Origin of the sequence: Sphingobium sp. AntQ-1 (assembly GCF_028538045.1) — a bacterium.
In the GTDB taxonomy this organism is placed as follows: Bacteria; Pseudomonadota; Alphaproteobacteria; order Sphingomonadales; family Sphingomonadaceae; genus Sphingobium; species Sphingobium cupriresistens.
Genome location: NZ_CP117159.1, coordinates 43,735 through 62,031, shown reverse-complemented (window position 1 = coordinate 62,031; position 18,297 = coordinate 43,735). Strand labels below are relative to the sequence as shown.

The following is an 18,297-nucleotide window of genomic DNA, read 5'->3' as shown; positions in this document are numbered from 1 at the left end:
ATTTCAGCACTTTCCGCAAACTGGCACGCTCTCTGCAATATGGCGGACAGAGCCTGCGAGCAGGTTTCGGCCAGACGCTCAGGGCCAGACGCTCAGGGCCACATACTCAGGGAAGGACATCATCATGAAGACCATTGCTTTCATCGCCGCCATTGCCGTCGCCACCGTCGCCGTTTCGGCCGCCAGCACGCCCGCCTTCGCTCAGGCCCAGGGCAATTTCGGCGCCGCCAAGGTGCGCTATGACGTCAAGACCGACCGTTATTGTTTCAAGCAGGTGGTGACCGGATCGCTGATCCCCGTGACCCAGTGCCGCAGCAAGAGCGAATGGGCGCAGGCGGGGCTGACCATCAGCCACAAGCCCGCGGTGCGCTTCGCGCAGCGTTGATCGCGCCGGGTCAAGCCAGGGGCGCGGGCCGTCAATGGGACGTTTCAGCCCTTGGGCGTGACCCATATCTCGACCGGTGCGACGAATTTGCCGGGCGCGGGCTTGCCGACATGAATGCGGTCGGCGGTGACCCGCTCACCGGTTTCCAGGTGGAATGTCGCCCACGGCTTGGGCATCCGGCCAAAGCTCATCTTCTGGATGGCTTGGCCGGTGGCGCTGTTCATGATCGTTGCAATGATGGTCATCGACGCGCTCTAGCGCCGACCGCCCCGGCCCGTAAACACCGGAAGCGCCCCGATGGACGAACGGTCCATATCCTGCCCGCCCATCGGTGCGATGCGCCCGGTTACTGGAGATAGGCGCGCTTCAATGCCGCGATATCGACGGCGGTGACGCCGATCTCCTGCTTCAGATAATTGTCGACCGAACCCCAGCGGGCGTCGATTTCCTCGAACGCGCTGGCCAGAAACGCCTTGCCGTCGGCATCCTTGAGCGGTTGCGCCTTGGCATAGGCGGGATTGCTCTGATAGCGGGCGAACATCTGGGCGACCGGATTGTCCGGGTAGAGCGCCGCATTGATCGGGGGCACCTCATATTGCGGCTGCCGATAGCTGGTCGACAGATGATAATCCGCCAGGATGACGTCGCGGGGCACGCCAAGGGCGGACAGGATCATCGCGCTCGCAAAGCCGGTGCGGTCCTGCCCGGCGGAGCAATTATATTCCACCGGCCCTTCGTTGCGCTTCAATATGTCGAACAGGATGCGCAGTTGCGGCGCGAGCTGTTCAGGGAAGTTCCGATAGAGCGCACCGCCATTGCGCAGGTCGCCCTTGATCATCGCCGCCATTGAATAGCCTATCGTGGAGTAGGGGACGCCGTCGATCTGCGACGGTGCGAACTGCCGTTCCTCGTCCGATCGCAGATCGACCATGTTGCGCAGGCCCAGCGCCTGGACCCGCGCCTTGTCGTCGGCGGTCAGCATGGCCGATCCGCCCGACCGATAGAGCAGGCCCCATTTGACCTGCTTGCCATCCTTGGTCCGATACCCGCCCAGATCGCGGAAGTTGGACCCCTGCGCCAAGGGCACCAATCGTTCGGACAGGATCGTGACCTTGTTGTCGGCCCGGTCGCGCAGCAGGAAATAGGGCCGCTTGACTGCATCGACCGGAACGATCTCGCCGCCGTCGACATCGGCGGCCGACAGCAGTCGCGCCGACGCGATGTCCGCATCCGCCCGATCGGCGGCATAGACGTCGACTTTGGCGGCGCCCGACCAGCGCAATTGCATCTTGTCGCCGGCCAGCCGCTCCGCCGTCGCATCGGCGACGCGGGCTGATGCAGGCATGGCGGCGAAAGACAGGACGATCAGGGACGGGCCGGCCAGGGCCAGAATGATTTTCTTCATAGCTCTATCCTCTCGTTCAGAACTGGACGTTCACTTCGCCGCCGAATGTGCGCGGCTCGTTATAGATGGCGTATGTGCCCAGCGCGGCGCTGTAGTTGCGCAGGAACACGAACTGGTTGTCGAGCAGGTTGCGCGCCCATAGCGACACGCGCAGCTTCGCATTGTCCCGGCCCAAATCGATGTCGGCCAGCGACAGTCGGCCATTGACCAGGAAGGTGCGGTCGTTGAGCGTGGGATCGCTGGCGCTGCTATATTGGCGGCTGGCGAAATTGGCGTCGAGATGCGCGAGGATCTTCGCGTCCCCGGCGACCGGCAGGCTGTAATCGATCGCGCCGCTGGACGAGTGTTTGGGCACATAGACCGGATAGACGGTGACCAGCGGATTGCCGGCAATGAAGGGGTTATGCGCCTGGGGCAGGCGGATGTCGGTCAGGGCGTAGCTGGCGGTCAGCGTCAGGCCGGTCGCTGGCGCCACCGTCAAGTCCGCTTCGAACCCCTTGATCCGGCCCGACCCGTCGACATTGACCGTTTCCAATGTGGTGCGGTTGACACCCGGCGTCACCGCGTTGAAATCGATCTGCACATTCTTATACTTGGTCGTATAGGCCGCAAGGTTGAGGCGGACCATATTGTCCAGCAGGTCCATCTTCGACCCGATTTCGAAACTGGACACCGATTCCGGCCCGAAGCTGCGATAGGTGAGCGAGCGCGAATTGGCGCCGCCCGCCTTGTAGCCGGTGTTCCACTTGCCATAGACATTGATATGGCGGCTCACATCATAGGCAAGCGTGACCAGCGGATCGAAACGATCGGACTTGAATGCCATCGGCACGTCGCCGGTGACGCCGTTGACGGTCGGCGTTGCGCCATTGACCTTGGTCAACTCGCCCTTCTTCTTGTCATGACTGTACCGTCCGCCCATCGTCAGGTGGAAACGATTGTCCAGCGCGGCCGGGGACCAGGTGAACTGTCCGAAAGCGGACAGATTGTCGGTGGTCGCGGTGCTGGCGCGATCGGGGAAGATGGTCGAGGCGGTCGGCGACGGCAGCACGGTGTAGGCTGTGCCGTCGGCATTGAACTTCAGCGTATTGGGCGACCAGGCGTCGTCGCTGACATGTTCATGATAATAGAATAGGCCAGCGACATAAGTGATGTCGGCCAATTCGCCGATCGCCTGGAACTCCTGGCTATATTGATATTGATCGAAATTGGCCAGGCTGTAGCGGCTGAAATTGGCGTTGGGCGAGAAGACCGACAGCACGGTGGCGCCATTGTCATATTGGCTCTGCGTCAGGTCGCGATAGGAACTGATCGATCGCAGCGTCAGATTATCGGCGACCTCCCAGTCCAGGTTGAGCTGATGGCCCCAGGTCTTGCCGACGCTTTCCTGCAACGGCACGCCGACATTGGCGGTCTTGGCGCGATCGGGCTGCAATTTTAGGATCGGCGCCAGCGCCAGCGATCCTTTGGACAGCAATTGCAGATAATAGGGCGTGGTCGCGTCATAGCTTGTGTCGAAACTGTAGAGCGCCGTGAAGGTGGACGTCGGCTCCCATTTGACCGCGACATGCAGGCCGCGCCGGTCATAGCTGTTGAAATCGGCCTCGCCCGACATGGGATTGTCCACCGTCCCGCCGCGGCGCTGCACCAGTCCGTCCAGTTTGACGCTGATATTGTGGAAACTGGGCAGATCGAGATGGACGACGCCTTCATAGCCGCCATAATTGCTGACGCCGGCGGTGGCGTTCATATGGAACGCGCCGCTCGGCTTGCGAGTGACGATGCTGACGGCGCCGCCTTCGGTATTGCGGCCGAACAACGTGCCTTGCGGTCCCTTCAGCACTTCGATCTGCTCGACGTCGAACAGCGCGGCGCCAAGGCCCTGGGCGCGGCCCATATAGACGCCGTCGACATAGACGCCCACGCCCTGGTCGCGCGCCGGTTGATTGGCGTCGCCCAGCGCGCCGACGCCGCGTATGCCCAGCGTCAACGCCGACTTGCGCGAAAAGAAGGGAGCGATGCGGAGCGAGGGGATCGACCCGTCGCCCAGATCCTCCAGCGACAGGATGTGGCGGTTGCGCAGATCGTCGGCGTTCATCACCGCAATGGCGATCGGCGTGTCCTGCAGATCGGTCTGCCGCTTTTCCGCCGTGACCACGATCGCGGCCAATCCTGCGTCCCCCATGGCGTCGGCCGCCGGGGCCGCCGCTATAGCGGATGTATCGGCCAAGGCCATGCCGGGAACCAGCGCTGCGGACAGCGCGCTTCCGGCCAATGCCGAGGCGTAAAATAGTTTTCCAACCGACTTTTTCATATGCTGTCCCCTCATAAGTCGGCGGCCAATTAGAACGGCTGTATGTCTTTCATGTTACATCTGTATCGGGTATTTTTTACCTCCTCTCCTGGTCGGGGTCTTGCTATGCTGCGCCAGGGAGATCCTGATGCACGACCGGTTGGCGCCCTCCATGGAGGCGCAATATTCCTCGAAAGATCGAATTATAGACGCAGTTCTGGGACTGTGGGAGGATGTGGGAGGGACCGGCCTTTCGGTGCGCACCATCGCCCGCGCGGCGGATGTGCCGGTGTCGTCGCTCTACCACCACTTCGGCTCTCTGGAACAGTTGTTCGTCATCGCGCAGGATCATGCCCGCCTGTCCGCCGCCGCCTGGCGCGATCGCCATTTGCACGGTTTGCAGGGCGCGCGGCTGGACGCGATGGCCTTCCCCCCGGTTTTTGCGGCGCTGGTCGACGATTGGGCCTGCGCGCAGCGACGGCTGGCCTTTGCCTGGCGTGAAGGACAGCAACTGGCGGTGCGCGATCCCGGTTTTCAGGAGGGCGCCATGCGCTGGACCCATATGTGGGTCGATATGTGGCGCGAAATCGGCGCGCATTTCGGACTGGAGGACAGCGGCGCCCTGACGGCGCGGCTGTTCGACAGCGAAAGCTTTCTCCATATGATCAACTGGCGCCGGATGGTGGACCGCGCCGGGCTGGACGAGTTCGCCCGCGGCTGGACGGCCTGGCTGTGCGGGCGGGCGATCCCCGATGCGCCGTTCCGCGATTTCGCGCGGGCGCAGGCGCAGCGCGAATTCCCCGCCTTGCCGGAACGGGACGAAACCGCCGGCCGGATCGCCGCGGCCGCGGCCGCGATCGTGTCGCGCAAAGGGGCCGGCAGCATGACCCATCGCGCCGTCGCAGCCGAAGCGGGTCTGACCCTGGGCGTCGTATCGCATAAATTCCGCACCAGCGCCGACCTGATGCGGGCGGCGTTCGATTCGCTCTATCTGGGCAATGTGCCTGCAACCGGATCGGCCGTCGCGCCAGTCGTCGACGATCATTGGTCACTGGGCGATCTTGTCCAGCTGCTCCAGCGCAGCGCCGCCAGCGCCGGGCCGGAGGAACTGACGATCGTCGTGGCGCGCGATCCGTCCTATCGCCATTTCGCCGCGCAACTCCGCTATCTGCGCGGCCGCACGTCGGGCCGCTATCTCCAGGCTTTTCTGGGGCCGGATCACCCGATCAGCGAACTGGAAGCGGCGCTCTTCTCAGGATTTCTGGCAGGCCAGATTCGGGCGCAACTCGCCGCGCCGGGATATCAATCCCCCGATCGCGTGCATCAGGAACTGGAACAGCTGCTGGCGCTGATCGCGCGCCGCGTCGTGTCACCATAACGTCATCAACGCGCACTAGCGGCAATGCCACCTCTTCAGGACGGCAGCTGCCATGGACCAATCCGATCGAATGGGCGCCGGACGCATCGCCCTTTTCTCGCTGCCGGTGGTGCTGTTCCAGGCCATCGAACTGGCCTGGCGCGCCTATCTGCCGCAACATCTGATCGCGACCGTGGGGCTTTCACTGGGCGTGACCGGGCTTTTGATGGTGGCCATGCGCGGCATGGACGCGATCGCCGACCCGATCATGGGGTGGATGAGCGACCATGTCGATACGCGCTATGGACGGCGAAAACCCTGGATCATGCTGGGTGTGCCGCTCGTCGCCATCGGCGCGCTCGGCCTGTTCCTGTCCGGTGCGGGTACGACCCTCATGACCATCATGCTGGCCAGCGTCCTGCTGCATCTTGGCTATTCGCTGATGGTTACGCCCCATGGCGGCTGGGGGCTGGAGATCGGACGGGACGCCGACGAGCGCACGCGGCTGATGAGCGCGAAAATCTGGTACGCCTCTGCTGGCGCCATCGCGCTGCTGCTGGTGATCGCCGGACTGGAGCGGGGGCTGGGCGTCGGCAAGGCGGGTGTCGCAGCGACGCTCGGCATGATGATTGCGCTGCTCGCGCCGCTGACGGTTTTTCCTGTCATCCGTTTCTTCAAGGAACGGCCGCAACCCTGCCCGCAACCCCAGCACGGCCATCAACCGATCACAGGGTCCGTCCGCGCCGTCTTCGCCAATCCGCTGCTGCGCAAGCCGTTGGCGCTCTATCTTTTGCTCGGCCTGGCCGATGCCGCCAGCGCCACCTGCTTCCTGTTTCTGAGCGACAATGTGCTGCAATTGCACGGTTGGGGCGCGACGCTGTTACTGATCCAGCCCGCGCTGGCGCTGGTCACGCTGCCACTATGGAGCAGGATGAGCCGACGGCATGGGCGCGAGCGGGTGCTCATCCTCGCTTATGGCTGGCAGCTGATCGTCACCCCGTTCGCGCTCCTGCTGCCTGTCGGCAATCTGCCGACCATGATCGGCTATATGATCGCCCGCAACCTGATCTGGGGCGTCGATTACGCCCTGTTGCGCGCCATGGTCGCCGATGCGGCGGATCGCGACATCGTGCAGGGCGCGAATCGGTCTGGCCTCTATTACGGCCTGTCCAGCATCGTCCTGAAACTGGCCATGGGATTGGGGGCGGGCGGCGCGATCTGGCTGATGTCGCTCGCCCGTTTCGACGCAAAGGAGACCCTGTTGTCGCAAGGTGCGGAACAGGCGGTCCGCCTCGCTTACGCCATGCCCGGTCTGCTGGGCGCGCTGGCGGCCCTCATCATCCTGACGCCACGTCCCACGCCCGGCCTGGGAGCCCGCGCCGCATCGACCTGAAGCGAAAGGCGCGCCGTCATGGGGATTGCGACGGGCGTGGTCGCGCCGCTCAACTGCCGTCGGACATCAGCGTGCCGCCGTCCACCACCAGATTGTGGCCGGTGACAAAGGCGCCGGCGGGCGCGGCGAGGAACAGCGCCGCGTCCGCGATCAGCGGCGCCGACAATGCGGTGCGGATGAAGCCGGGGAGACGGCGTTGACCCGGACTTGGCGCGGCCCTCATTCGACCGCCAGCTGATGGGCGAAAATTCATGCTCGGCGCCAACATCAAGGACGCCAGGGGCTGGAAGAACCAGACGATGAACAGCAGCGGCGGCATTTCCCGCCATCGCATCTCATCGGCCATCTATCATTATTGCGACATGCCGGGGCAGGCTGGGGAGGCGGAATATCAAGCCGACACCGATTATTTGGCCGATCATTGAGTGCCGCGCATGGGATTTCCGTTTCGGCGCCTTGCTCTGGTCGAACAACGCCCCGCCGATCGTTCGCGGCGACAATATATTCTGGGACATGGCCTTCGACGCGGACCGCGCCAGTTTCGAACCTTTTCGCAAGACCAGCCCTGGTCGGTTGCCGGTCAGCGGCAAGCTCGCCGAATCAGCGCGGCGGGCGGACATGCGCTGTGAGGCTGGCGCGCGCGGCCCGATCTTGCTGTCGCATTCTGCCAGCCGTCGGCTGTTCCGGTCGACGGCGGAATGGTCTAGGCATCCGCCATGCGCAACGACCCACCCTATCGCCGGATCGGCATCATCGGCACGGGCCGCGTCGCTCAGGCCATGGCCCTCGCCCTGCACGCCCAGGCGGCCGATCCGCTGCTGGTGTGGGGCCGCGACCCGGCCCGGCGCGACGCCATGGTCGCTAGGATCGGCCACGCCCAGGCAGCGCATGACCTGACGGCGATCGCCTCCACCTGCGACCTGATCCTGATCGCCGTGTCGGACGACGCCATCCCCGATCTGGTCGCCGCACTGGCGCAGCAACTGCCCGCAAGCGCCACGCCCTTCATCCTCCATCTCAGCGGCCGCAGCGGTGCGGCGGTCCTCGCCCCATTGGCGCAGCGCGGGGCCCTGACCGCGGCCGTGCATCCGGCCATGACCTTCACCGGCGATCCCTTGCAGGAGGTCGCCCGCATGGTCGGGGCCAGCTTCGTCGTCACCGCCGACACACAAGCGGCGATCGCGGCCGCGCAAGCGCTTGTCGCCCTGCTCGGTGGCGGCATGGAGCAGGTGGCGGAGGCGCAGCGCGCGCTCTATCACGCCGCCCTTTGCCACGCCGCCAATCATCTGGTGACATTGATCGCCGGCGCGCGCGATGCGTTGGCGGCCGCCGGCGTCGCCGAACCGGGCGCACTGCTGCGCCCACTCGTCCGCGCCGCGCTCGACAACAGCCTCGACCGGGGCATGGCGGCCCTGTCGGGACCGCTGCTGCGGGGCGATGGAGACACCATCGCCGACCATTTGGCGGCGCTCTCCACGACAAGCCCGCACCTGCTCCCCGCCTATCGCGCCATGGCGATCGCGACGCTCGACGCCCTGGAACGCTCCGGCCCACAACCGGCCGCGGGATTGCGGGAGGCGCTGGCGTCCATCGCATAACTATCCAGTTCCTTCATCCTCTCTTGTCGGACGCGCCGCTGCCAAGCTATGCCTGTCGCAGGCAGAAAAGGATGGATGCGTGGCCAAATCGCCGATGAATATGCAGGGCAAGGCGACCGGACGGGCTGGCGAAGCGGAAGAGACGCGGCTCAACATATTGGATGTCGCCACGCTGGAGTTCGCCGACAAGGGGCTGAGCGGCGCGCGCATCGACGAGATCGCCGATCGGACCGACGCATCCAAGCGGATGATCTATTATTATTTTGGCAGCAAGGAAGGCCTGTATCGCGCCGTGCTGGAACGCGCCTATACTGCGGTGCGAGAGATTGACGCGGACAATACGCGCAGCGACCTGGCGCCCGACGCCGCTCTGCGCGACGTGGTCGGCGCCACCTTCGATTATCATCACCAGCATCCCGAATTCGTCCGGCTGGTGATGAACGAGAATATCCTGCGTGGCGCGCATATCGGCGAAATTCCCGGCATCCGCGAACGCAATCGCAAAGTGGTGGAGCAACTGCGCGCCATCTTGGCGCGTGGCGTGGAAAGCGGCCATTTCCGCGAAGGCATCGACCCGCTGGAATTGCATATGACGATCAGCGCGCTCTGCTTCTACAATGTCTCGAACCGCTATACCGTCTCCTACGGTTTCGAACGCGACGTCACCGCGCCCAAAGTGCTGGCGCGCCGGCGCACCAATGTCATCGACATCGTCGAAAGCTGGTGCCGGGCCTGAACCTCGGCGTCTGATCTTCATCTAGCATCATCATGCTGAACATGGTTCGTGGCGCTGGCCTATGCCTCAGCATCCCTCGCGCCTGCATGTCCATTGGCCCGCGAGAAGAGACGGATGCTGAGCCGCAGCAGCGCCGTTGCGCAGTTCGGCGTCCTGTCTGATCAGCAGGCGATGTCCGGTCCTGGCGCTCCTTCGAAGAGAACAGCCTGGCTTCATCGTGCATTATCATCAGGCTTGCCTTCGCACCAGCCGATGATATTGATGTACGAAATAGTTAGCACAAGAATCGGAATGGAGAGGATCATGCAAAGGCGTATCGCGCTGTCATTGGGCTTGGCATCGGGTCTGGCGCTGCTGGCGGCGCACGGGCAGGTTCACGCACAGTCGCCATCTCCCGCTACCGCGCCCGAACCGGCGCTGGGCGATCCGATGCCCGACCGCATCCTGACCCTGGCCAATGGCGTCACCGTCAACGCGGACATCGCCTATTCCGTCATTCCCGGCTACCGCCCGATCATTCTGGATTTGTACCGCCCCGCGGCTCAGGCCGGCCCGCTGCCGCTCATCCTCTACATCCATGGCGGCGGCTGGGCGAACGGCCATACGCGCCAGTCCGGCGCGTTCAGCGATTTCCCCGCAGTCCTGGCCGACCTGTCGGCGCGCGGCTATGTCGTCGCCTCGCTCGAATATCGCCTGTCGAAGGAAGCGCCGTTCCCCGCCGCGATCGACGATGTCCGCACCGCCATTCGCTTTCTGCGCGCCAATGCCGCGCGCTTCGGGCTGGACGGGGGCAAGGTGGCCGTCTGGGGCGGATCGGCCGGCGGCCAGCTCGCGGCGCTTGCTGCGCTCCAGTGCGGCGGCGCGCCGACCGGCGAGGACAAGAGCAACCCCGGCCAGAGCGACTGCATGCAAGCCGGGGCGGGCTGGTACGGCGTCTATGATTTCGCCACTATGCCGCAGGCGATCGCCGGCGCGGAAAACGCCTATCTCGACTGCGTGAAGCCCGATTGCCCGGCCGATCGCGTCAGGGCCGCCAGTCCCGCGGCCCATGTCGACGCCAAAGACCCGCCGATGCTGCTGATCCACGGCACCGACGACAAGGTCGTGCCCGCCGCCCAGTCGCAGCAGCTCGCCGCGACGCTCAAGGCGGCCCATGTCCCCGTCACGCTGGAGATCATCCCCGGCGTCGGCCATAGCTGGATCGGCGCGGATGCGGCGGCGACCCGCGCCGCCTCGCTGCGCGCGCTCGACCTCACCTTCCGCTTCTTCGACACGCAACTGAAGGGCAGGAAATAATGCGCCGCTTGCTGCTGGCCCTGGGGCTCCTGCTTTCCGCGCCCGCTTCGGCCCAGATCGTCGATCGGCCCGCCGGCGATCCCGTCCGCACGACCGACGGTCTGGTCGCGGGCAAGACGTTGGCGTCGGGCGTGCGCGCCTGGCTTGGCGTGCCGTTCGCCGCGCCGCCGGTGCGCGACCTGCGCTGGCGTGCGCCGCAACCCCATGCCCGCTGGAGCGGCGTCTGGAACGCCGATCGCTTCGCGCCGGAATGCATCCAGCCGCTGCGCGCCCGCAACATCAACCATTATTTCGGGGAGGAAGCGACCAGCGAGGATTGCCTCTATCTCAACATCTGGGCGCCGCCCGGTCCCGCGCCCGCTGGCGGCTATCCGGTCGTCGCCTGGATCTATGGCGGCGGCTTCAACATCGGTTCGGCCTCCATGGCCAATTATGCGGGCGATGCGCTCGCCGCCGAGGGCGTGGTCTATGTCGCCATTGCCTATCGCGTCGGGCCATTGGGCTTTCTCGCACACCCGGAACTCAGCGCCGAAAATGGCGGCAAGTCGGGCAATTACGGCCTGAAGGATCAGGTCGCCGCGCTCCAGTGGATCAAGGCCAATATCGCCGGTTTCGGCGGCGATCCGGGCAATGTGACGATCGCGGGCCAGTCCGCCGGATCGATGTCGGTCTCGTTGTTGCAGGCCAGCCCGGCGACCAAAGGCCTGTTCCAGCGCGCCGTCGGCATGAGTGGCGGCGCATTTGGTGGCATCGGCACGCCCGTCCCGCTCAAGGACGCCGAAGCCGAAGGCCTGGCGCTGCAACAGGCGCTGGGCGCGCAGTCGATCGAACAGATGCGCGACCTGCCCGCCGACCAGTTGATCGCCCGCGCCGCGCCGGTGCGCCGCCGTCCGATCGTGATCGACGGCGATGTGGTGGCGGAAACCCCCGCCAGCGCCTTCGCCGCCGGGCGTCAGAATGACGTGCCGCTGCTGCTTGGCTTCACCCGCGACGAAAGCTTCCGCTCGCTGGGGCCGGTCGCCACCGTAGCGGACCATGAATCCGCCGTCCGCCGCGCCTTCCCCGCCAACGCCGCGACGATCCTGCAACGCTATCCCGCGCGCACGCCGGACGAAGCGCGAAGGCAGGCCCGCGACATCGAACGCGACTCCACCCTCAACGCGCAAATGGCGCAATGGGCGCTGGCGCAGTCGGCCACCGGCAAGGCCCCGGTCCACGCCTATGTCTTCACGCGCGTCCAGCCCTATCGCCCCGGCGTCACCTTCGCCGACCATGATCCTGCGACCGTGGGCGCCTATCATTCGGCCGACATCCCCTATTGGCTGGGCACGCTGGACAGCCTCAACCGCTTCCGCATCACCCGCGACTGGACCGCGGTGGACCAGAGCCTGTCCACCGAGATGATGGATCGCCTGATCACCTTCGCCCGCACGGGCGACCCCGGCCCCAACTGGCCCGCCTTCACGCGCGCCAGGCCCAAGGCGCTGGAACTGGGCGACACGCGCGCCGTCATCCCCTGGCCGCATTTTGCCGACTGGCCGTTGTTCGGCGACGCCCCGCCGCCGGCCGATCGTCCGCGGATCAGGGACTGATGGCGATGATCGACCGACGGCATGTGCTCACCGGCCTAGGCGGGGTGATCGCCGCATCCGCTCTGCCGGCGAGGGCATGGGCGGCGACCGACGCGCCGGGCCTGGATTTCGTCTATGAAGCCATCGTCACGCTGGAACCCACGCAGGAGTTCGGCCCGACTCCGCTCGGCACCCGCAGGCGCATCCCCATCACCGGCGGCACTTTCGCCGGTCCGCGCATCCGCGGCGCTGTGCTGGCGGGCGGCGCGGACTGGCAATTGCAGCGCGCCGACAACTGGACGGTCATAGAAGCCGATTACATGATGCGCACGGATGACGGCACGCCGATCCATGTTCGCAATGTCGGCCTGACCAACAGCCGCGTTTCCGGCGCCCCCAGCCGTTATCTGCGCACCGTCCCCAGTTTCGAAGCGCCCACCGGCCCGCACGACTGGCTCAATCAGGCGATCTTCATCGGCACGCTCGGCCCGCCGCCCGAAGACGCGCCCAAGCCGTCGGTGCGCATCCGCGTCTATCGCGTCACATGAGGCGGGGTTCGATGCTCGCCGGCGCGGCGCTGCTGGCGCTGGCGGGCTGCGCGACGACATCGCCCGCGCCATCATCCGCCACCGCCTGCGCCCCAACCGCGCAGTTCGCCTTCGTCTGCGGCGCAAACAAGCCCGAAGACCTTGCCCATATCCCGGCAACCCCCTGGGTGATCGCCAGCGGCTTTGCGACCGGATCGGGGCTGAAACTGATCGACAGCCGCACCCGCCGCGCCAGCCTCTGGTTCACCGCCTCTGCCGATCAGGTCACGCCCGACCCCCGCTATCCCGATTGCGCCACGCCGCCCGATCCGGCGCTGTTCACCGCCCGCGGCCTCAGTCTGCGCATGACTGAAGCGGGGCAGGGGCGGCTGCTGGTCGTCAATCATGGCGGCCGCGAAGCGATCGAGCTTTTCGCAATCGACGCGCGCGGGCTGGCTGCGCCGACCCTGCGCTGGCAGGGTTGCCTCGCCATGCCGCCGGGCCATGTCGCCAATGCCGTCGCCTCCTATGCCGACGGCACGGTCATCGCCACGGTGCTGACGCGCCCCGGCGCCAGTATCACCGATTTCGTGCTCGGCCGCATCACCGGCGGCGTCTACGAACGCGGCCCGCAGGACAGCGCCTTCCGCCTGCTGCCCGGCACGCAGTTGCCCGGCAATAACGGGCTGGAAACGGCGCGTGACGATAGCGGCTTCTACGTCATCGCCTTCGGCCTGCGCGATGTGGTCGCCTATGCGCGCCACGATACGCGCCAGCCGCTCTGGCGCGCGCAGGCGCCCGAATTCATGCCCGACAATATCCATTGGGACGGCGACCGGCTGCTGCTCGCCGGCATGGTGCGCGACGAACCGGCCTGCGGCGGCCTGCGTAAAATCGTCAATGGCGTCGCCGATGGCATGTTGTGCCATCGCGGCTATGCCGTGGCGCAGCTCGACCCGGAAACCCGCCGCTTTTCTCTGGTCGCCTATGGTCCGCCCGACCCGGTCTTCAACGGCGTATCGGCGGCGGTGATCGTGGATGACGATCTGTGGCTCGGCTCCTATCAGGCGGACCGGATCGGGGTCCGGCCGCTACCCCACATGCTACCGTAAATTTGTATGAACTAGTTCGTACATTTTTCTTGCCGAAATAGACGATCTGGCATAGAAGCGAATCTGCAAGATCGGGAAACATATCTCGACTGATGGGAGGATCGGCCATTGACGGCCCAGTGCAGCATCTATCGTCCGAACGCCCCCCGCCCAGACCTTTCGGGCATGGGTCGCCCTGCGACGCGCACGCCCCGTTTGCGGCGGACCGCGGCATGAACGCGCCCATCGCGCCGTCCGGGCTGCTCCGTCCCACCCGCGCGCGCATCGGCGTGCTGGCGCTCATCAGCGTCGCCACCCTGCTCAATTATATGGACCGCGCCGTCATGGGCGTTGCCGCCCCCTCGCTGACCGCGGAACTGCATATTTCGCCGGAAATGATGGGCTTCATTTTCTCGGCCTTCTCTTGGACCTATGCCGCGTCGCAAATCCCCGGCGGGCTGCTGCTCGATCGCCTGGGCACGCGCATCACCTATGCCGGATCGCTGATCCTCTGGTCCTTCTTCACTTTGCTCCACGGCCTGGCCGGTAATGTGGCGATGTTGTTCGGCTTCCGTCTTGCGCTGGGCATGGCGGAGGCGCCTTGCTACCCGTGCAACAGCCGCATTCTCAGCAGTTGGTTCCCGCAGGATGAACGGGCGCGGGCCAATTCCGTCTATGCCGTGGGGCAATATGCAGGGCTCGCCTTTTTCAGCCCCGTCCTCTTCTGGGTGGTGGGCAGCTTGGGCTGGCGCGCGCTCTTCGTCATCGCCGGCGTGCTCGGCATGGCCTTTGGCCTGCTCATGTATGCCCGTTATCGCGATCCGGGCGAGAGCCGCCGCGTCAACGCCGCCGAACTGGCCTATATCGAGGCGGGCGGGGGCGTCGCCATCGCCGGCAAGGATGAAAAAATCCCCTTCTCCTGGGCCAATGTGCGCAAGCTGATGAGCAAGCGCCAGATATTGGGCGCCTCGATCGGCCAGTTTTGCGGCAACTCCACTCTGGTCTTTTTCCTGACCTGGTTCCCGACCTATCTGGCGACCGAGCGCGGCATGGACTGGCTCAAATCCGGCACCTTCGCCGTCCTGCCCTATATCGCCGCCTCGGCCGGCGTCCTGCTGGGCGGGCAGGTGTCCGACATGCTGATCCGCCGCACCGGCTCCGCCAATATCGGGCGCAAGCTGCCGATCGTCGCGGGTCTGCTGCTGGCCTCCACCATCGTCGCGGCCAATTTCGTTCAGAGCAACACGCTGGTCATCGCCATCATGTCGATCGCCTTTTTCGGGCAGGGCATGGTCAATCTGGGCTGGACCCTGATTTCCGACGTCGCCCCGCGTCAATATATCGGCCTGACCGGCGGCGTCTTCAATCTCTGCGCCAATCTGGCCGGCATCATCACGCCGATCGTGGTCGGGCTGATCGTGGGGCAGACCGGCTCCTTCTACTTCGCGCTCGCCTTCATCGGCATACTCGCGCTGGTCGGGGCCGCCGCTTATGTCTTCATCGTGGGGGATGTGCGCCGGGTGGATATGGACTGAGCGCCAGACAGCCATAACAGATGACCGCCAAGCATATAACCCAAAAGGCCAGTAGAGCCTCGGATCGCCATCGTTGATGTACGAACTAGTTAGTAATAAAAAGGGAGGATAGTATGACATCAGGTTTCCATAAGCAGCTTCGCCTCGGCGGATCGCTGGCCGCCATGGCGCTGTGCGCCTGCGTGTCGCCGCTCTGGGCGCAGGATCAGGCCGCACCGGCCGAGCAGGCGAGTGACGCCGCAGCCGAGCCGGCCACCGCCGACATCGTCGTCACCGGATCGCTGATCGCCCGCCCGAATAATGTCGCGGTCAGCCCGATCGTCACCGTCTCGGATGAACTGGTGCAGCAAAGCGGCCAGATCACGCTCGAAGATTCGCTCAACCAGCTCCCCGGCTTCACCCCATCGGGCAATGCCGGCACCGGCGGCCAGGGATCGGGCGGCCGCGCTACGCTCAACCTGCGCGCACTCGGTTCCAACCGTAACCTCATCCTGCTCGACGGCCGCCGCCTGCCGCTGTCGGACATCAACGGCAATGTCGACATCAACATCCTGCCGGAATCGATCATCGGGTCGGTGGACGTCATCACCGGCGGCGCGTCGGCCATCTATGGCTCTGACGCTATGTCCGGCGTCGTCAATTTCAAGACCGACAAATATTTTGACGGCATCCGCGGCGATATCCAGAACGGCAACAGCTTCCGCGGCGACTATGGCAAATTCAACGCCTCGCTCGCGCTGGGCACCAAATTCGCCGACGATCGTGGCCGCCTGATGCTGGCCTTGAGCTATGGCCAGCGCGATCCGCTCTCCGGTTCGCAGCGCAGCTTCTTCAACGACAAGGTGCCATCGTCCTTCATTGGCACCGGCACCTTCGTCCCCAATGCGCTGAACCTGCCGAATGCGGCCGTGCTCAACGGCCTGTTCGCCGGCTATGGCGCGGCCACGCCGATCAACCCGACGCTCAATCTCGGCTTCAACAATGACGGCTCGCTGTTCGTCCAGACCGGCGCGGTCAATTATAAGGGGCCGACGACCGGCGCCTATGCCGTGGTCGGCGGCAATGTCCGTATGCCCGTCGGGCCGCAGTTGCAGATCCTCAACGCCTTCGAACGCAAGTCCGCCTTCGCCAAGGGGGAGTTCGACCTCACGGAATCGCTGACTGCCTATGGCCAGTTCCTCTATGTCGACTCCACCGTCACCACCGAAAGCGGCGGCAGCCTGACGCAGTTCGCGCCCTTCACCACCATTCCGGTCACCAATCCCTTCATCCCGACCGACCTGTCCACCCTGCTGGCGTCGCGCCCCAATCCGGCCGCACCCTTCCGCTGGAGCGCCCGCTATGTCGGCATCGGCGACAAGGGCTGGGACGAAAATTACCGGGTTCAGCAATATCTGGGCGGGCTGAAGGGCACGCTGGCCGGGTCGTGGAAGTTCGACGCTTTCGCCTCCTATGACGAGACTGTCCACAACCAGTCGATGTTCAACGCGGTGCTGAAATCACGGGTGCAGACGTTGCTCAACGCTGCCGATGGCGGCGCTTCGCTGTGCGCGGGCGGCTTCAACCCCTTCGGCATCACCAATGCGACCAGCCTGTCGCGCGAATGCCAGCAATATATGACCGCCACGATCAACAGCCGCGAACGGCTGACCCAGACCCAGGTCCAGGGTCAGGTCAACGGCCCGCTGTTCGACCTGCCGGCCGGCCCGGTCCAGTTGGCGCTGCTCGGCGGCTATCGCAAGAACACCTATAAATATGATCCCAGTTCCGATCTGGTGACCAACAATGTTGAGGGCGTCGTCGGCTCCAATCCGGCGCGCGGCGAAATCAGCGTCAAGGAATTTGCGGCGCAGATCGACATACCCTTGCTGTCCGAAACGCCCTTCTTCCACGAACTGGGCGTCGGCGCGGCCTTCCGCTATTCGGACTATAAGCCCAGCGGCAGCGTCAAAAGCTATGAATTCGACGCTCGCTGGCAGCCGGTTCAGTCGCTGCTGATCCGCGGCAGCTACCAACGTGCCGTCCGCGCGCCCAATATCGGCGAACTCTTCTCGCCCGTCACCGGCTCGCAACTCGCCATCGGCACCCCGCCGCTCGCGGTCGGCGATCCCTGCGACGTCCGCTCGGCGGCGCGCACCGGCGCCAATGGCGCGCAGGTCCGCGATCTCTGCCTGGCGCAGGGCATCCCCGCCGCGGCGATCGACGCCTATCAATTCGCCACCACCGCGACCGGCGGCAATATCCAGGGCAACAGCGCCCTGACCCCGGAAAAGGCGAACACCTTCAACGTCGGCTTCGTCTATAATCCCAAATTCTCGTCGCCCTGGCTGTCGGGCTTCTCCTTCTCGGTCGACTATTACAACATCAAGATCCGCAACGTCATCTCCACCATCAATGGTCTGACGGTTCTCGCCAAATGCTATAATCTCGACGGATCGAACAGCAGCTATTCGGACAGCAACGAATTCTGCCAACTGGTTCAGCGTGACCCGACCGGCCAGCTCGTCGCCATCGCCCAGCCCTATCTCAACCTGGGTGCGCTCGACACCGACGGCGTCGATATGCAGGTCAACTGGTCGCTGCGTCTGTCGGAAGCCGGCATCGGCGACGGATCGGGCAAGATCTACGCCTCGTCCGCCATCGGCTGGCTGAACCATTATAAGGTCCAGACCCTGCCGGGTTCGGCGTCGCAGGATTTCGTCGGCACCAGCACGCCGGGCCGTCCGCTGCCCAAATGGAAGGCGCTGACGAAGCTCGGCTACAGCTCCGACATGTTCGGCTTCGGCGTCCGCTGGCGCTATCAGGGCAAGTTGCGCGACATCAGCGCGATCACCTCGCCCGCGTCGGAACAGGTGGGGGTAAAGCCCTATAATCTGTTCGATATCTTCTCGACCGTCGATATCAACGATAATTTCCAGCTGCGCGGCGGCGTGACCAACCTGTTCGACAAGGCCATCCCCTTCGTCGCCAGTTCGCAGAACGGCACCGATGCGGGCACCTACGACATGGTCGGCCGGTCCTTCTACGTCGGCGCGAAGTTCAAATTCTGATCTCTCCCCCTGTCGTTCCCGCTTGCGCTCGTTTCGGCGCGGCGGGAACGGCTCCTTCTA

The 18,297-nt window shown here is 65.0% G+C and carries 16 protein-coding genes; 12 read left to right on the top strand and 4 right to left on the bottom strand.

Annotated features, from left to right (window positions below):
* Positions 1-124: 124 nt before the first annotated feature.
* Positions 125-385, top strand: a complete 261-nt coding sequence (locus sphantq_RS19080) for a hypothetical protein (protein WP_066607902.1) — start codon at positions 125-127, stop codon at positions 383-385.
* Between the two features lie 44 nt (positions 386-429).
* Here the strand turns inward: sphantq_RS19080 and sphantq_RS19075 are convergent, their stop codons facing one another.
* The 3 genes from sphantq_RS19075 to sphantq_RS19065 all read right to left on the bottom strand — a co-directional run bounded on the left by sphantq_RS19075 (position 430) and on the right by sphantq_RS19065 (position 4,104).
* Positions 430-630: a hypothetical protein gene (locus tag sphantq_RS19075; RefSeq protein ID WP_082679187.1), complete on the bottom strand. Its 201-nt coding sequence runs from the start codon at positions 628-630 to the stop codon at positions 430-432.
* A 101-nt stretch (positions 631-731) separates the two neighbouring features.
* Positions 732-1,790: a tyrosine-protein phosphatase gene (locus sphantq_RS19070; RefSeq protein ID WP_066607905.1), complete on the bottom strand. Its 1,059-nt coding sequence runs from the start codon at positions 1,788-1,790 to the stop codon at positions 732-734.
* Between the two features lie 16 nt (positions 1,791-1,806).
* Positions 1,807-4,104 (bottom strand): TonB-dependent receptor, encoded by a 2,298-nt coding sequence (locus sphantq_RS19065; protein ID WP_272800448.1) that lies wholly within the window; start codon positions 4,102-4,104, stop codon positions 1,807-1,809.
* 127 nt (positions 4,105-4,231) lie between these two features.
* Between sphantq_RS19065 and sphantq_RS19060 the strand changes: the two genes are divergently transcribed.
* Positions 4,232-5,461: a TetR/AcrR family transcriptional regulator gene (locus tag sphantq_RS19060; RefSeq protein ID WP_272800447.1), complete on the top strand. Its 1,230-nt coding sequence runs from the start codon at positions 4,232-4,234 to the stop codon at positions 5,459-5,461.
* 52 nt (positions 5,462-5,513) lie between these two features.
* Positions 5,514-6,833, top strand: a complete 1,320-nt coding sequence (locus sphantq_RS19055) for an MFS transporter (protein WP_272800446.1) — start codon at positions 5,514-5,516, stop codon at positions 6,831-6,833.
* A 49-nt stretch (positions 6,834-6,882) separates the two neighbouring features.
* On the opposite strand, the gene sphantq_RS19050 is transcribed toward sphantq_RS19055, so the two are convergent.
* Positions 6,883-7,056, bottom strand: a complete 174-nt coding sequence (locus sphantq_RS19050; protein ID WP_272800445.1) for a hypothetical protein — start codon at positions 7,054-7,056, stop codon at positions 6,883-6,885.
* 28 nt (positions 7,057-7,084) lie between these two features.
* On the opposite strand from sphantq_RS19050, the gene sphantq_RS19045 reads away from it, so the two are divergent.
* The 9 genes from sphantq_RS19045 to sphantq_RS19005 all read left to right on the top strand — a co-directional run bounded on the left by sphantq_RS19045 (position 7,085) and on the right by sphantq_RS19005 (position 18,237).
* Positions 7,085-7,258 carry a hypothetical protein gene (locus tag sphantq_RS19045; RefSeq protein WP_165363562.1) on the top strand — a complete coding sequence of 58 codons (174 nt, stop codon included), beginning with the start codon at positions 7,085-7,087 and terminating at the stop codon, positions 7,256-7,258.
* A gap of 291 nt (positions 7,259-7,549) precedes the next feature.
* The gene (locus tag sphantq_RS19040) at positions 7,550-8,431 is read left to right on the top strand and encodes a Rossmann-like and DUF2520 domain-containing protein (RefSeq protein ID WP_272800444.1); all 882 of its coding nucleotides are present in this window, start codon (positions 7,550-7,552) and stop codon (positions 8,429-8,431) included.
* A gap of 79 nt (positions 8,432-8,510) precedes the next feature.
* The gene (locus sphantq_RS19035) at positions 8,511-9,167 is read left to right on the top strand and encodes a TetR family transcriptional regulator (RefSeq protein ID WP_242495942.1); all 657 of its coding nucleotides are present in this window, start codon (positions 8,511-8,513) and stop codon (positions 9,165-9,167) included.
* A gap of 303 nt (positions 9,168-9,470) precedes the next feature.
* On the top strand, positions 9,471-10,463 hold the full coding sequence (locus sphantq_RS19030) for an alpha/beta hydrolase (RefSeq protein WP_272800443.1): 993 nt from the start codon (positions 9,471-9,473) through the stop codon (positions 10,461-10,463).
* Positions 10,463-12,055, top strand: a complete 1,593-nt coding sequence (locus sphantq_RS19025; protein ID WP_272800442.1) for a carboxylesterase/lipase family protein — start codon at positions 10,463-10,465, stop codon at positions 12,053-12,055. Before sphantq_RS19030 ends, sphantq_RS19025 begins: the two co-directional genes overlap by 1 nt.
* Entirely contained in the window at positions 12,055-12,582 is a 528-nt protein-coding gene (locus sphantq_RS19020) for a DUF3237 domain-containing protein (RefSeq protein WP_272800441.1), read from the top strand. The genes sphantq_RS19025 and sphantq_RS19020 overlap by 1 nt, the downstream gene beginning before the upstream one ends.
* An 11-nt stretch (positions 12,583-12,593) precedes the next feature.
* Positions 12,594-13,673, top strand: a complete 1,080-nt coding sequence (locus sphantq_RS19015) for a hypothetical protein (RefSeq protein WP_272800440.1) — start codon at positions 12,594-12,596, stop codon at positions 13,671-13,673.
* A gap of 212 nt (positions 13,674-13,885) precedes the next feature.
* Positions 13,886-15,187 (top strand): MFS transporter, encoded by a 1,302-nt coding sequence (locus sphantq_RS19010; protein ID WP_272800439.1) that lies wholly within the window; start codon positions 13,886-13,888, stop codon positions 15,185-15,187.
* A gap of 113 nt (positions 15,188-15,300) precedes the next feature.
* Positions 15,301-18,237 (top strand): TonB-dependent receptor domain-containing protein, encoded by a 2,937-nt coding sequence (locus tag sphantq_RS19005; RefSeq protein WP_272800438.1) that lies wholly within the window; start codon positions 15,301-15,303, stop codon positions 18,235-18,237.
* Positions 18,238-18,297: the final 60 nt, after the last annotated feature.